The 14045-nt window shown below is 70.4% G+C and carries 16 protein-coding genes; 10 read left to right on the top strand and 6 right to left on the bottom strand.

Features of this window, described 5'->3' with window-relative positions:
- The first annotated feature begins 46 nt into the window (after window positions 1–46).
- From ND450_RS02315 to ND450_RS02290, 6 genes are all read left to right on the top strand, one after another.
- Entirely contained in the window at window positions 47–1090 is a 1044-nt protein-coding gene (locus tag ND450_RS02315; RefSeq protein ID WP_253324503.1) for a PLP-dependent cysteine synthase family protein, read from the top strand.
- Entirely contained in the window at window positions 1042–2271 is a 1230-nt protein-coding gene (locus ND450_RS02310) for an MFS transporter (RefSeq protein ID WP_253324502.1), read from the top strand. Before ND450_RS02315 ends, ND450_RS02310 begins: the two co-directional genes overlap by 49 nt.
- A gap of 31 nt (window positions 2272–2302) precedes the next feature.
- Window positions 2303–2620: a hypothetical protein gene (locus ND450_RS02305; protein ID WP_253324501.1), complete on the top strand. Its 318-nt coding sequence runs from the start codon at window positions 2303–2305 to the stop codon at window positions 2618–2620.
- Between the two features lie 155 nt (window positions 2621–2775).
- Complete coding sequence (locus ND450_RS02300) at window positions 2776–3747, top strand: C40 family peptidase (protein ID WP_253324500.1); 972 nt, start codon at window positions 2776–2778, stop codon at window positions 3745–3747.
- Window positions 3748–4009: 262 nt separating this feature from the next.
- A complete protein-coding gene (locus ND450_RS02295; RefSeq protein WP_245786124.1) occupies window positions 4010–4954 on the top strand; it encodes a C40 family peptidase in 945 nt (314 codons plus the stop codon).
- Window positions 4955–5115: 161 nt separating this feature from the next.
- On the top strand, window positions 5116–5679 hold the full coding sequence (locus ND450_RS02290) for a LysM peptidoglycan-binding domain-containing protein (protein ID WP_253324499.1): 564 nt from the start codon (window positions 5116–5118) through the stop codon (window positions 5677–5679).
- Window positions 5680–5760: 81 nt separating this feature from the next.
- On the opposite strand, the gene ND450_RS02285 is transcribed toward ND450_RS02290, so the two are convergent.
- The 3 genes from ND450_RS02285 to ND450_RS02275 form a co-directional block, all read right to left on the bottom strand.
- Window positions 5761–6078, bottom strand: a complete 318-nt coding sequence (locus ND450_RS02285) for a hypothetical protein (RefSeq protein ID WP_089915916.1) — start codon at window positions 6076–6078, stop codon at window positions 5761–5763.
- 58 nt (window positions 6079–6136) lie between these two features.
- A complete protein-coding gene (locus ND450_RS02280) occupies window positions 6137–6916 on the bottom strand; it encodes an alpha/beta fold hydrolase (RefSeq protein WP_253324498.1) in 780 nt (259 codons plus the stop codon).
- A 198-nt stretch (window positions 6917–7114) separates the two neighbouring features.
- Window positions 7115–7759: a hypothetical protein gene (locus ND450_RS02275; protein ID WP_253324497.1), complete on the bottom strand. Its 645-nt coding sequence runs from the start codon at window positions 7757–7759 to the stop codon at window positions 7115–7117.
- A gap of 177 nt (window positions 7760–7936) precedes the next feature.
- On the opposite strand from ND450_RS02275, the gene ND450_RS02270 reads away from it, so the two are divergent.
- From ND450_RS02270 to ND450_RS02255, 4 genes are read left to right on the top strand one after another with little or no spacing between them, the layout of a single operon-like run.
- Window positions 7937–8638, top strand: a complete 702-nt coding sequence (locus tag ND450_RS02270) for a VIT family protein (protein ID WP_253324496.1) — start codon at window positions 7937–7939, stop codon at window positions 8636–8638.
- 25 nt (window positions 8639–8663) lie between these two features.
- Window positions 8664–8885 carry a hypothetical protein gene (locus ND450_RS02265; protein WP_253324495.1) on the top strand — a complete coding sequence of 74 codons (222 nt, stop codon included), beginning with the start codon at window positions 8664–8666 and terminating at the stop codon, window positions 8883–8885.
- A gap of 7 nt (window positions 8886–8892) precedes the next feature.
- Window positions 8893–9570 (top strand): HAD family phosphatase, encoded by a 678-nt coding sequence (locus ND450_RS02260; protein ID WP_253324494.1) that lies wholly within the window; start codon window positions 8893–8895, stop codon window positions 9568–9570.
- Window positions 9567–11900 carry a glycoside hydrolase family 65 protein gene (locus tag ND450_RS02255; RefSeq protein WP_253324493.1) on the top strand — a complete coding sequence of 778 codons (2334 nt, stop codon included), beginning with the start codon at window positions 9567–9569 and terminating at the stop codon, window positions 11898–11900. The genes ND450_RS02260 and ND450_RS02255 overlap by 4 nt, the downstream gene beginning before the upstream one ends.
- On the opposite strand, the gene ND450_RS02250 is transcribed toward ND450_RS02255, so the two are convergent.
- The 3 genes from ND450_RS02250 to ND450_RS02240 all read right to left on the bottom strand — a co-directional run bounded on the left by ND450_RS02250 (window position 11897) and on the right by ND450_RS02240 (window position 13951).
- On the bottom strand, window positions 11897–12232 hold the full coding sequence (locus ND450_RS02250; protein WP_253324492.1) for an SgcJ/EcaC family oxidoreductase: 336 nt from the start codon (window positions 12230–12232) through the stop codon (window positions 11897–11899). The genes ND450_RS02255 and ND450_RS02250 overlap by 4 nt on opposite strands.
- A gap of 1 nt (window position 12233) precedes the next feature.
- Window positions 12234–12932 carry an SDR family NAD(P)-dependent oxidoreductase gene (locus ND450_RS02245; RefSeq protein WP_253324491.1) on the bottom strand — a complete coding sequence of 233 codons (699 nt, stop codon included), beginning with the start codon at window positions 12930–12932 and terminating at the stop codon, window positions 12234–12236.
- Between the two features lie 107 nt (window positions 12933–13039).
- Window positions 13040–13951 (bottom strand): LysR family transcriptional regulator, encoded by a 912-nt coding sequence (locus tag ND450_RS02240; protein ID WP_253324490.1) that lies wholly within the window; start codon window positions 13949–13951, stop codon window positions 13040–13042.
- Between the last annotated feature and the right edge of the window lie 94 nt (window positions 13952–14045).

Here is a 14045-nt window from a genome sequence, read left to right as displayed (position 1 = left end):
CCCCGCCCCCTTCACCGGCCTGTCACCACACTTCCGAGGAATCCCCATGTCTGTTCCCGTGCTGCACGCGAGCACGCCCGTGCTCTGGATCGACGAGCTGTCGCGCACGTCCCCCGCCGGCTTCTGGGCGAAGCTGGAGAGCGCCAACCCCGGCGGCGGGATGAAGGACCGCGCCGCCCTGCACATGATCGGACGCGCGCTCGACCGCGGTGACCTCCTGCCGGGTGGTCACGTCGTCGAGTCGACCAGCGGCACCCTGGGTCTCGGGCTCGCGCTCGCCGGGATCGTGCACGGCGTCCCGGTCACCCTGGTCACCGATCCCGGCCTGGAGCCGATCATCCAGCGGATGCTCCGCGCGTACGGCGCGACCGTGGACGTCGTCGACCGTCCACACCCGACCGGCGGCTGGCAGGAGGCCCGGCGAGAACGCGTGTCGGCGCTGCTGGAGTCGTTGCCCGGCGCGTACTGCCCCGACCAGTACAACAACCCGGACAACGTGGCCGGGTACGCCCCGCTCGCCCACGAGCTCGCCGACCAGCTGGGGCACGTGGACGTGCTCGTGTGCGCCGTGGGCACGGGCGGGCACAGCGCGGGCGTGTCCTCCGTGCTGCGCACGCACTTCCCGTCGTTGCGCCTGGTCGGCGTCGACACGATCGGGTCGACGATCTTCGGCCAGCCCGCCCGGCCGAGGCTCATGCGCGGGCTCGGCTCCAGCATCTACCCGCGCAACGTCGACTACCCGGCGTTCGACCAGGTGCACTGGGTGAACCCGGCGGAGGCCGTGTGGGCGTGCCGGACGCTCGCCGCCCGGCACTACGCGAGCGGCGGCTGGAGCGTCGGCGCGGTGGCGCTGGTGGCCTCCTGGGTGGCGCGGACGTCCCCGCCCGGCACGCGGATCGCCGCGGTGTTCCCGGACGGGCCGCAGCGGTACTTCGACACGGTGTTCAACGACGAGTACTGCGCCGCCCACGGGTTGCTGGGCGTGGTGCCCGCGTCCGACCCGCTGGAGGTGGCGTCGCCGGACGAGCGGGAGGTGCTGTCGTGGACGAGGTGCGAGTCCGTCGTGGACCCGCTGGCGGTGACGGCGTGATCACCCGGTTCCGCTCGTTCGACCGCAGCGTGCAGTTGTTGCTGCTCAACCAGTTCAGCATCAACGTCGGCTTCTACATGCTGATGCCGTACCTCGCCTCGCACCTGTCGGTGACGCTGGCGCTCGCCGGGTGGGCCGTCGGGCTCGTCCTGGGTGTGCGGAACTTCGCGCAGCAGGGCATGTTCCTGATCGGCGGCACGCTCGCGGATCGGTTGGGGTACAAGCCGTTGATCGTGGCGGGCTGCGCGTTGCGGACCGGCGGGTTCGCGTTGCTCGGTCTCGTGGACGGCGTGCCGGCGCTCGTGATCGCCTCGGCCGCCACGGGGTTCGCCGGGGCGTTGTTCAACCCCGCCGTGCGCGCCTACGTGGCCGCTGACGCCGGGCCACGGCGCGTGGAGGCGTTCGCGCTGTTCAACGTCTTCTACCAGACCGGGATCCTGGTCGGACCGCTCGTCGGGCTGGCGCTGACGGCCGTCGACTTCCGGCTGACGTGCCTGGTGGCGGCCTTCGTGTTCCTGGTGCTGACGGTCCTGCAGTGGCGGTCGCTGCCCGCGCGGGCCGGGTCGCCGTCCGGGGACTCGGTGCTGGCGGACTGGCGGCTGGTCCTCTCGAACCGGCGGTTCGTGCTGTTCGCGCTCGCGATGACGGGGTCGTACGTGCTGTCGTTCCAGGTCTACCTGGCGCTGCCGCTGGCGTCCGGGTCGGCGGTGCTGACGGCCGTGCTGTTCGCCGTGTCGGGCGTGCTGGCGGTCGTGGGCCAGCTGCGGGTGACGGCGTGGGCGCGCGCCCGGCTCGGGCCTGACCGGTCGCTGGCGGCGGGGATGGCGGTGCTGGGCCTCGCCTTCCTGCCCGCCGTCCTCGGCGGGTGGGCCGGTCTGGTGCTGTGCGCCGCGGTGCTCGCGCTGGGGACGATGGTGGTGTTCCCGTTCGAGATGGACAAGATCGTCTCGTTGTCGGGCGACCGGCTCGTGGCCACGCACTACGGCTTCTACAACACGGTCGTGGGCGTCGGGATCCTGCTCGGCAACCTGCTCACCGGCGTCGGCTTCGACGCCGCCGCACGGGCCGGCGTGCCGTGGCTGCCGTGGCTCGTGCTGACGGCCCTGGGGCTCGGCTGCGCGTGGGCGCTGAAGAACCTGGCGGCGCGTGTCGATCCGGTGGCCGCCGGTTCGACGAACTAGCAGAGGCAGGTTTCCGGATCGGAGGGTCGCCATGATCGCCACGCTCATCGCCACACTGGTCGAGGAGGACCACGCGGAGGACGACGGCGTCCTGGCACCCGACGACCGGCTGACCTGCCACGTGCACGGGCGGTGGATCCACCAGTGCGTCTCGTCGCCCGTCCACGTCAACCCGGTCACGCGCCACCGCTGGTGCCGCGGCTGCGACTCGCCACTGGGCGTCGTGGTCGACGAGCTCGGTGGTGACGTGGCGATGCGCTGCCCCCGCTGTGGGCGCGGGGGCAGCGCCGCCACCACCCGCCTGATCGCCGCGTGCCGCGCCTCGATCGAGGCACACCGGGCCGCCTGACCACCCGAGTCGTCCCTGGTCGGCGATCTCCTGAGGGTCGAGGTCCGGGGCTCCGCCGCCGAAGTCGGTGGACCGCTCGTCGACTTCGGCTGAACCCCTGCGCCCGTTCGGCCGTACGCCTCCTCAGAAGCCGATCCGACTCCTGAGGAGGCCGCGTGCCCGGCCGACGTGCTGCCAGAACCACCGCCTTCGCCGCTGTGCTCGCCGCGACGGTGGTGTCGATGCCCTCGGCGCATGCACAGCCCGCCGACGACGCGCTGAAGGTCTACACCGACCTGACGCGGGAGGCCGAGAAGCTCAGCCAGGACCACCTCAAGGCGCAGGACGACCTGGCGAAGGCGAACCAGACCGTCGTCACCGCCACCGAGGCGGAGAAGAAGGCGCTGGCCGAGTCGGAGCAGTTCCGCGGCCAGGTCGACGTGCTGACCGAGGCGACCTTCGAGGGCGCGCGGTTCAACAACATCTCGGCGCTGCTGACCTCGACGTCGCAGCAGGACTTCCTGGAGCGGATGCAGGCGATGAACATCATCGCCTCCGACCAGAACGAGGCGGTGGCCCGCCTGGACGCCACGCTGAGCGCCGCGACGAAGGCCCGCTCGGACGCGGCCACCGCCGCCTCGGAGGCGGAGAAGATCGCCGCGGACGTCTCCACCCGCAAGGTCGCCATGGACCAGCAGGTCTCGACCGCGCGGGCCAAGTACCAGTCGCTGTCGGCCCCGCAGAAGCAGACGCTGGCCGCCCCGACGCCCAAGATCACCGTCAACGCGCCGGCGGGCGCGGCCGGGACAGCGCTGAACTTCGCGCTGAGCCAGCAGGGCAAGCCGTACGTCTTCGGTTCGAACGGTCCGAACTCGTGGGACTGCTCGTCGCTGATGCAGGCGTCCTACCGCGCCGCCGGGGTGACCATCCCGCGCGTCACCTACGACCAGGCGAAGGTCGGCCGCGGGGTGAGTCGCGGCGAGATCGCGCCGGGTGACCTCATCATCTACTACGCCGGTCAGTCGCACGTGGCGATGGCCGTGGACGGCACCCGCGCGGTGCACGCGTCCACCGAGGGCGTGCCGGTGAAGATCGCGAACATCGACTCCATCGGACCCATTTCGGTGATTCGCCGGGTTGTCGGGTGACGCGTCTCTCCACCCCGCGATAAAGCGACGTAGACGACTGTGAGAGCGTGCTGACCGGTGAACCGCTGGCATTCGGTGCTGGACGAGGACAAGGTCATTCCGTAACCTGTCCGAGACCTTCGGCCCAGCAGTTAACCCACTCGGGGCACACGCCAAGGTTGCCGTCTTACGCGCAGTAGTTGTCGCGGGGCGGCTGCCAGGAAAAAGGAGGACCCGCGACGTGGTGTCGCAACCCTCACGCCGCATCGTGCGTGGAGCACTCGTGGCGACGGCGGCTGTCGTCGCAGCAGCACTCCCCACGGCTCCGGCCACCGCACAGCCCAACGCCGCCGACGCGCTCAAGAAGTACAACGAGCTGCAGGAGCAGGCGTCCAAGCTCAACCAGGACCACCTCAAGGCCCAGGACGACCTGAAGGCCAAGCAGGGTGAACTGGACAAGGCCAAGGGCGACCTGGCCACCGCGCAGAAGGCCGAGGAAGAGCTCCGGGGCCAGGTGGACCTCCTCACCGAGGCCACCAACTCCGGCGCGAACTTCAGCCAGATCTCCGCGCTGCTCGTGAGCGACTCGCAGCAGGACTTCCTCAACCGCATGTCGGCCATCAACATCCTCGCGGCCGACAACGCCGAGGCGCTGCAGAAGCTGACCGACGCCGTCAACGCCGCCGACAACGCCACGAAGACGGCGAACGAGGCGACCGAGACGTCGAAGAAGCTGCTGGCCGAGATGGACCAGAAGAAGGCCGAACTCGACAAGCAGCTGGCGGACGCGAAGAAGGTCTACGACGGCCTGAGCAACACCGTCAAGAACCAGATGCTGCAGAACGGCGACATGTCGAACATCTCGGTGCCTGCCGGCGCCGCGGGTCAGGCACTGTCGTTCGCGCTCGCGCAGCGCGGCAAGCCGTACGTCTACGGCTCGAACGGCCCGAACTCCTGGGACTGCTCCTCGCTGATCCAGGCCGCCTACCGCTCGGCGGGCGTCTCCATCGGCCGCACCAGCTACGCGCAGGCCGCGGCGGGTCGCTCGGTCTCCCGCAGCCAGGTCCAGGCGGGCGACATCATCGTCTACTACTCGAGCCAGTCCCACGTGGCGATGGCGGTGGACGGCATCCGTGCCGTGCACGCCTCGACCGAGGGTGTGCCGGTGAAGATCGCCGACATCGACTCGATCGGCCCGATCTCCGTGATCCGCCGCATCGAGGGCTGAGAAGTTCGTCTCGAGGAGCGCCTCCTGCCTGCGGGCAGGGGGCGCTTTTCACTCCCTCGGGTGCTCGTTGCCCGGTGACCCGGCGAACCGGGCCCGGCGTGACTAGGTTCCGCTTCGGGCGCCGCTGCTCCGGCGCGTCCTCGTCCGAAGTGGAGTGTTGAGTGGACACCTTGCAAGCCGGCCAGGAACTGACCCGAGGCCAGCAGCTGACCAGCGCCAACGGATACATGCTGACGCTGCAGTCCGACGGGAACCTGGTGCTCTCGGAGAACGCCGGCACCGTGTGGGCCAGCGGCACCGACGGCAAGGGCGCGGTGCGCGCCGCGTTGCAGCCCGACGGCAACTTCGTGCTCTACACGAGCGACGAGAACGCCGTGTGGTCCACCGGCACGCAGGGCAACGAGGGCTCGCGCCTCGTCCTGCAGGACGACAGGAACCTGGTCGTGTTCGCCGCGGACGGCAGCGCCAAGTGGGCCACCGGCACCAACACCGACTCCCCGCAGGCCGCCCCTGCGGCCGCCGCCCCGGAACCGGCTCCCGTCGAGGAGGCCCCGGCCCCCGCCGCTCCCCAGGTGCGCACCCACGAGGTCGCGAGCGGCGACACGCTGTGGGCGATCGCCGAGAACTACTACGGCGACGGCAACCGGTACGGCGAGATCGCGTCCGCCAACGGGATCTCGAACCCGGACCTCATCCACCCCGGTCAGGTGCTGACCATTCCCTGATCCCGGGGATCGCACGGAACGGGCCGGACCCCTCGTCGGGAGTCCGGCCCGTTTCGCGTGTCAGGTGTCCTCCTGACCAGGTCAGCTCTGCTGGCCCTCGCCGGGCGGGTCCTGGCGCGCGATGGCGAAAGCGGGGTTGCCCTCGTCGTCCTGGCGGACGTCGAGGACCTTGTCGTCCAGGTACTGGGCGGCCGCGGGCTCCATGATGACCTTGGCGCCCGCAGGGGCCGCCACCACCTCGTCGCCGTCGACGACCTCGCTGAGCGACAGTTCGAGCGCGGCCTGGCTGTCCTGCTCGGTGGCCAGGGCGAAACGCAGGCCGATGTCGTCGCTGGTGCCCTCTGACTGCGAGGTCAGCTCGTTGATGACCTCGGCAGCCATCGGAGTCACTTCGAGCATGTCGGCCCCTTACATCGGAAACAAGAAACTCGTTCGGTGTTCCCGACCTGGGCCGCTTTCAATCACCGTTCACCGAAGTCGCAGGTGGAAGGGGGCCTACCAGCAGCTTCACGAACCCGTCGAGGTCGTCGTCCATCATCAGGTGGCCGGCTCCGGGCACCACCCCCACATCGCAACCGGTCGCGCGCACCGCGTCGAGGTCCTCGCCGCTGCGCCCACCCGCCACGAACCGCTTGGGCATCGTCAGCGCGGTCAGTTGAGCGCGGAAGGTGGCCGGGCGCTCGGCCAGCAGCGACACCGCGGTGCGGTGCAGTCCCCTCGGCGACCAGCGGCTCAGCGTCCGCGCGCCCATCGTCCGGCCCTCGGCGTCGAGGAGGTACCGCATCCCGGTCTTGACGAAGGTGTCCTCGTCGAGGCTCGCGATCTGGGCGGACGTCGTGCCGACGCCGGGGTCGAGGTTGGGTTCGGCCACGACCAGCTCGCCCACCAGGTCGGGACGCCGGGTCGCCAGGCTGATGGCGATCGAGCCGCCCAGGGAGTGCCCGACGAGCCTGACCGCGCGGAGGTCCAGGGCGTCTGCCACCTTCGCGACGGTCGCCGCGTGGTCTTCGATCGTGTGGGAGAAGGTGTCGTCGTGGTCGCTCCAGCCGCTGCCGACCAGGTCGACCAGGACGTGCCGGCCGGCGTTCGCCAGTGCCGGGTGGCCGATGACCGGGGCGAAGGTGACGGTGCTCGCCAGGCCCAGGCCGCCCAGGTAGACGGTGGTGGGGCCGTTCCTGGGGCCTACGTCGAGGTAGGCGGCTCGGGCGCCGGACGGGGTGACGGGCAGGAGTTTCACGCCCGTGATTATCGGGTTCGGGGGGTGGTGGGCGGTGGGTGGCGGCTGAAAGCCGCACGGCGAGAAACGCCCTGGCCGACCCGCCACGCCGGCGCCCCACGACACCAGCACCGCACAACCGCGGCCCGCGACGCTCCTGCCGCCTCACCGCGGCACGCCGTACGAGGCACGTCAGCCTCTCCCGTACGCCTCGCGCGCCTACGCCACGCGGTGCGCCGGCCGCGCCACCTCGTTGCGCACGTGCCCGCAGGCCGAGCACACCCGCGGCACCGGCACCAGCTCGGCCACGAGCTTCCACGAGTCGGCGAACGACGGGACTTCCTGCCCCGGCACGAGCAGGCCGTCGAGCACCTCCTGGCGGCGGCGGCCCTTCTCGCGGCTGCGCGCCACCGGATCTCGGCGGTGGGCCAGGGCCCTGGTCTCCGCCCTGGCCTGCCTGCCCTCGGCGGACAGGCCGCCGCCTCGGCGCGGGGCGTGCAGGGCCGCGTTGCGGCGGTTCACGCGGTACCACTCGCCCAGGGTGGTGCCCTTGAGCGGTGGGGTGGCGAGGCCCGCGCCGTCCGCCGTCCAGGTGCGCAGGCGCGCCCGCAGGAACTCGTGGGCCACCTGCGCCCGTGAGCGGGGGCGGCCCTGGCGGGTGCCGTCGGGCTTCGTGTCGATCGCGACCAGCAGGGCGTCGACGCTCCAGCCCGCCGTGAACCACGGTTCGAGCAGGCGCCGGACCCAGCGGCGGTCGGCGTCGGGCCAGGAGGCGCGCTCGCACAGGGACTCGACGGCGACGGCGACGTCGGCATCGGTGGACGGCACCACGCGGCCTGGCCAGCGACTGGGTTCGATCTGCATCGGGAACTGACCTCCTCTAGCTCGCACACGAACACCTGTTCGACATGCTGCCACGGGGGTCTGACAAAAAATGAACCTCCGGGGTCTGACCTGGGAAAACTCACCCGTTCAGCAGAGTCCCGGCCCGTCACCCGGACGTCGCGCGCACCGCGCGGACCTCACCGCTAACCTGCGGAAATGACGCACCACGAACCTCATGACGAGGTCACCGGCGATCGGATGAACTGGCTTCGCGCGGGCGTCCTCGGGGCGAACGACGGCATCGTGTCGACGGCCAGTCTGGTGGTGGGCGTCGCCGGTGCCACGACGGACCGGGCGCAGATCCTCGTCGCGGGCCTCGCCGGGCTGTTCGCGGGCGCGATGTCGATGGCGAGCGGCGAGTACGTGTCGGTCAGCAGCCAGCGCGACGCCGAACGCGCCCTCCTCGCGCAGGAGCGCCGTGAGCTGCGGGACATGCCCGAAGAGGAGCTCAACGAGCTGAAGGAGATCTACGAGGGCAAGGGTCTCGACGAGGACACCGCCGAAGAGGTCGCCAAGCAGCTCACGAAGCACGACGCGCTCGCCGCCCACGCCGAGGCCGAGCTGCACATCGACCCGGACGAGCTGACGAACCCGTGGGGTGCCGCGATCGCGAGCTTCATCTCGTTCACGATCGGCGCGCTCCTCCCCCTCGCCGCGATCGCCCTCACGCCCGTCAGCCTGCGCGTGCCGGTCACGGTCGCCGCCGCCGTCCTCACCCTCGCCCTCACCGGCTTCGTCAGCGCGCGGCTCAGCGGCGCCGGCAAGCGCCGGGCGGTCGTGCGCAACGTCGTGGGCGGCCTGATCGCCATGGGCGTCACCTACGCGATCGGCTCGCTCGTGGGTCAAAGCATCGGATAGCGACTTAGTGGGTATTGCCGTGGACATGAGTGAAGAACGCGGCGCCTACGTCCCCGAAGACCTCGACTACGAGGGCTTGGACGAGGACAACCTCCAGAAGGACCCGCTCGAGGAGGGCATGGACCCGCCGGAGGGCTGGGCCGAGTCCACCAAGTACGGGATGACGGAGTACGAGCAGGCACACCCCCGCCCGCTCGATGAACGTCTCGCGGAAGAACGAAGCGACAACAACGAGACGGGTGCATGATCGACGTATGAGCCTCGGCATCCCGGAGAAGATCACGGCGTTGCTGTTCGACCTCGACGGTGTGCTCACGAGCACGGCGGTGCTGCACCGGCAGGCGTGGCGGCAGACGTTCGAAGCCCTCGGTCAGTCGTTCAGCGAACAGGACTACCTCGCGTACGTGGACGGAAAGCCGCGCTACGACGGTGTCCGCAGCTTCCTCACGTCGCGCGGCCTCACGCCGTCGGAGGACGAGGTCCGCCGCATCGGCGACCAGAAGAACGACCTGGTCAACACGATCATCGACGAGCAGGGCATCTCGCCGTACCCCGGTTCGGTGCGCTACCTGCAGGCCGCGCGCGAGGCGGGGCTGCCGATCGGCGTCGTCACGTCGTCGGCCAACGCCATGCGCGTGCTGCGCGCGGGCAACCTGCTGGACTACGTCGACGCGTTGGTGGACGGCAACGTCATCGTCGCGTCGAACCTGCGGGGCAAACCGGCCCCCGACTCGTTCGTCGAGGGCGCGAGAAGACTCAAGACACCACCGGAGAACGCCGCCGTGTACGAGGACGCGCTCGCGGGCGTGAAGGCGGGCCACGACGGCGGTTTCGGGTTCGTCGTCGGTGTCGACCGCGGCGACCAGAGGGACGCGTTGAAGGCCAACGGCGCCGACGTGGTCGTCGACGAGCTCGACGAGCTCCTGTCATGAGTTACGCCGTCGAACCGTGGCAGCTGCGCTGGCAGGGCCTCTCCGTGGGCAACCTGCACCAGACCGAGTCGACGTTCGCGCTGTCCAACGGCCACATCGGCATGCGCGGCACGCTCGACGAGGGCGAGCCGCGCGGCCTGCCGGGCACCTACCTCAACGGTTTCTACGAGGAGCACCAGCTGCCGTACGGCGAGGGCGGCTACGGCTACCCCGAGGCCGGGCAGACGGTCGTCAACGTCACCGACGGCAAGATCATCCGGTTGCTGGTCGAGGACGAGCCGCTGGACATGCGCTACGGCGACGCGATCGAGCACGAGCGCACGCTCGACTTCCGCACCGGCACGTTGCGCCGCCGCACGGTCTGGGAGTCTCCGACGGGCCGTCGTGTGACCGTGCTCAGCGAACGGCTCGTGTCGTTCTCCCAGCGGGCGGTCGCGGCGATCCGGTACGAGGTGCGGCCGGAGGACGACCTGCAGCTCGTCGTGCAGTCGGACCTGCTGGCGAACGAGCCGATCAAGAGCCGCAGCGACGACCCGCGCGTGGCCGCGGCCCTGGACGCGCCGCTGGTCAGCGACTTCACCATGGCGGAGAAGTCGCGGGCCGTGCTGTGCCACCACACCAAGGTGTCCGGGCTGCGCATGGCCGCCGCGATGGACCACGAGGTCGCCGTCACGCCGTCGTCGAACGAACTGCACGACGAGCCGCGCACGGAGATCCGCGCCGAGGACGACCTGGCCCGGTTCACCGCGGCCGTGGACGTGCCCGCGGGCGGCAGCCTGGTGCTCACCAAGTACATCGCCTACGGCTGGTCCGGTCAGCGGTCGACGCCGGCGCTGCGCGCCCAGGTGGAGGCGGCGCTCGCGGGCGCCTGCCAGACGGGGTGGGACGGGCTGCTGAAGGAGCAGAAGGCGTTCCTGGACGACTTCTGGGAGGTCGCCGACATCGAGGTCGAGGGCGACGACCAGCTGCAGCAGGCGATCAGGTTCGCCCTCTTCCACATCCTGCAGGCCGGTGCCCGCGGGGAGACGCGGGCGATCCCGGGCAAGGGGCTCACCGGGCCGGGTTACGACGGGCACGCGTTCTGGGACACCGAGATGTTCGTGCTCCCGGTGCTCACCTACACGGTGCCCGACGCCGCCCGCGACGCGCTGCGGTGGCGTCATTCCACTTTGGACAAGGCACGGGAACGCGCCGAGGTGCTGGGGCTCAAGGGAGCCGCGTTCCCGTGGCGTTCGATCAACGGCGCCGAGTGCAGCGCGTACTGGCCGGCGGGCACGGCCGCGTTCCACGTCTCCGGTGACGTCGCGTACGCCGTGCAGCAGTACCTCAACGCCACGAACGACGAGGACTTCGACCGCCACGAGGCCACCGAGATCCTGGTGGAGACCGCACGGTTGTGGGCCTCGCTCGGCCACCACGACCCGCACGACGGGTTCCGCATCGACGGCGTGACGGGCCCGGACGAGTACTCGGCGATCGTCGACAACAACGTCTACACCAACCTGATCGCCCAGCAGAACCTGTGGGCCGCCGCGGACGCCGCGGAGCGGAACCCGGGTGACGTCAGCGAGGAAGAGATCGCGAGGTGGCGCAGGGCGGCCGACGCGATGTCGATCCCGTACGACGAGATGCTGCAGGTGCACCCGCAGGCGGACAACTTCACCAAGCACGCGGAGTGGGACTTCGAGAACACGCCGCCGGAGAAGTACCCGCTGCTGCTGAACTACCCGTACTTCGACCTCTACCGCAAGCAGGTCATCAAGCAGGCCGACCTGGTGCTCGCGATGCACGTGCGCGGTGACGCGTTCACCGACGAGGAGAAGGCGCGCAACTTCGCCTACTACGAGGCCCGCACCGTGCGCGACTCGTCGTTGTCGGCGGGCACGCAGGCGGTGCTGGCGGCCGAGGTCGGGCACCTCGGGCTGGCGTTCGACTACCTCGTCGAGGCGGCCTTCACCGATCTGCACGACCTGCACGACAACGTCACCAACGGCCTGCACATGGCGTCACTCGCGGGTGCGTGGACGGCGCTGGTGGCCGGGTTCGGCGGCATGCGCGACCACGGCGGCGAGCTGACGTTCGCGCCGCGGCTGCCGGACGAGCTGACGCGGTTCTCGTTCCGGATGTCGTTCCAGGGCACGAGGATCGCCGTGGAGGTGCGGGCGGACGAGGCCACCTACCGGATCGTGGACGGGACCGAGCTCACCACCCGCCACCACGGCGAGCCGATCACGATCACCTCGGAGAACCCGGTCACCGTGCCGATCCCGAAGGCTCCCGACCTCGAGCGACCGAAGTCGCCGTTCGGCCGGGAGCCCCGCAGGCACTAGCCGAGTGCGGAGACCTGGTAGTGCGCGATCAGGTCTCCCCTCAGCACCACACTCAGATAGACGTTGCGCGTCGGCCGGTCGGTGAACGAGAAATCGACGTTCAGATAACCGAGGACCAGGTCGTCGGCCAGCCGGCGCGTTTCGAGAACCTTGTACTCGGCCTTCAAGCCGATGGGCTGGGAATCGTAATAGGCGGCCACGGCGGCTTTCCCGACCCCGTACTGCTTCAGCCCCTGGAAAACGGCGTCGTCGGTGAAGTTCGCGGCCACGCCCTCGGGGTCGTGCGCGTCCACCGCGGCCTTCCACCGGTCCATGACGTCCTCGAGCACCATGTCAGTGCCCCGCGCTCTGGCCGCCGTCGACGTGCAGGACCTCACCCGTCACGAAACCGGCCTGCTCGAGGAACGTGATCGCGTCGACCACCTCGGAGATCTCGCCGATGCGGCCGGCGGGGTGCAGCCCGGCGAGCGCCTCGTGGGTCTCCGGGGCGTGCATCGGCGTCTTGATGATGCCGAGCGCGACGGTGTTGAAGCGGATGTTCCTGGCCGCGTACTCGACCGCAAGCGACCTGGTGACGGCGTTCAGACCGCCCTTGGTCAGCGACGCGAGGGCCGACGGCACCGCCGACAGCGCGTGGTCGACCAGGCTCGTGGACACGTTGACGACGTGACCGGCGTCTTCCATGGCCGCGACGGCGCTGCGGGTGATGTCGAAGAACCCGGCGAGGTTCGTGCCGACGACGTTCGCGAAGTCCTCGTCGGTGTACTCGGTGAACGGCTTGGCGACGAAGACACCGGCGTTGTTCACGAGCGAGTCGACCCGCCCGAACCGCGCGAGCGCCTCCCGCACGACCCGCGCGCCCTCCCCCGGCCTGCTGAGGTCGGCGCGGATCGCGAGGACCTCCGGGTCGTCGGAGGGCTCGACGGAACGCGAGACCGCGACAACCGAATAGCCGAGCTTGCGATAGGCGGGAACGAGTTCCGCACCGATTCCCTGCGACGCTCCCGTGACGATTGCCACCTTGCTGGTCATTGTCCTGCTCGCTTTCGAAGTGGGGAAGTGGAACTGACCCTCACAACGGCGAGCGCCCGCGAGTTCATTTCGCGGAATTGCGACCCGTTTCCTCCCTGGTGGGAGGCTCAGCCTCGCAGGCGGCGGTGGGGGTCGTCGGCCGGGAGCCATCCCGGGGCGAGTCCGTCGACGTCGCGCACGATGGCCTCGGCGGCGGCGAGGACGTCCGCGCGTTCCTCGTCCTCGCGGCGCACCAGCGACCAGGTCCACAGCACCTCGGGGTCGACCACCGGCCGCGCCACCAGGTCCGGCGGCAACGGCGTGGTCTGGCCCTTGGGCGAGTTGAGGACCGGCGTCGTGCACACCCGCACGTGGTCGAAGAACGCCGGACCGGTGATCGCCCCGTTGTGGATGCGCCGGACCGTCGCGCCGGTGTCCCGCGCGAACTCCTCGGCGTAGTCGTTCCAGGACTGCCACGACGTGACGTCGTCGTCGACCAGCACGGCGATGTCCTCGGCCCGGACGGGACTCGTGTCGGTGCCGACGGCCACCGCGTAGAGCCGGTCGGCGCCGAGCAGGTCCGCCGTGAGCCCGAGTTGTGCCGCGTCGGTCCCGCGGATCCAGCACACGGCGAGGTCGAGGCTGCCGTCCGCCACCCGCGCCGCCTGCTGATGCGACGGCACGACCCACGCGTCCACGTACAGCTGCGCGACCCCGGCCGTGCGCTGTGCGAGGTCCGGCGGCAACCAGTTCACGTACCCGATCCGCACCGGCCTCGACCCGGACAGCTGCCGCGCGTGCCGTTGCAGCTCATCAGCCCGTTCGAGCAACGCCCGCACCTCCGGGACGAGCGCGGCGCCGGCCGACGTGAGCGCGACCGTGCGGCGATCGCGGGTGAACAGCGGCACGCCGAGGTCGCGTTCGAGCGCCTTGATCTGCTGCGACAACGACGGCCCCGCGATCAGCAGGCGCGCCGCCGCCCGCCCGAAGTGCAGCTCCTCGGCGACGGCGAGGAAGTACCGGAGTTGACGCAGTTCCACGCCTCGCATCCTAGGAGGCCGAGGCTCCCACGCAGGAGAAAGCCGGTCGTGGCCATAGCCGGAGCGCGGTCGGACGATGGCGTCATGGACGAGT

This window comes from Lentzea sp. HUAS12 (assembly GCF_024125735.1).
Classification (GTDB): Bacteria; Actinomycetota; Actinomycetes; order Mycobacteriales; family Pseudonocardiaceae; genus Lentzea; species Lentzea albida.
Note: the sequence above shows the minus strand (reverse complement) of the source record. Positions and strands in the feature narration are given on the sequence as shown.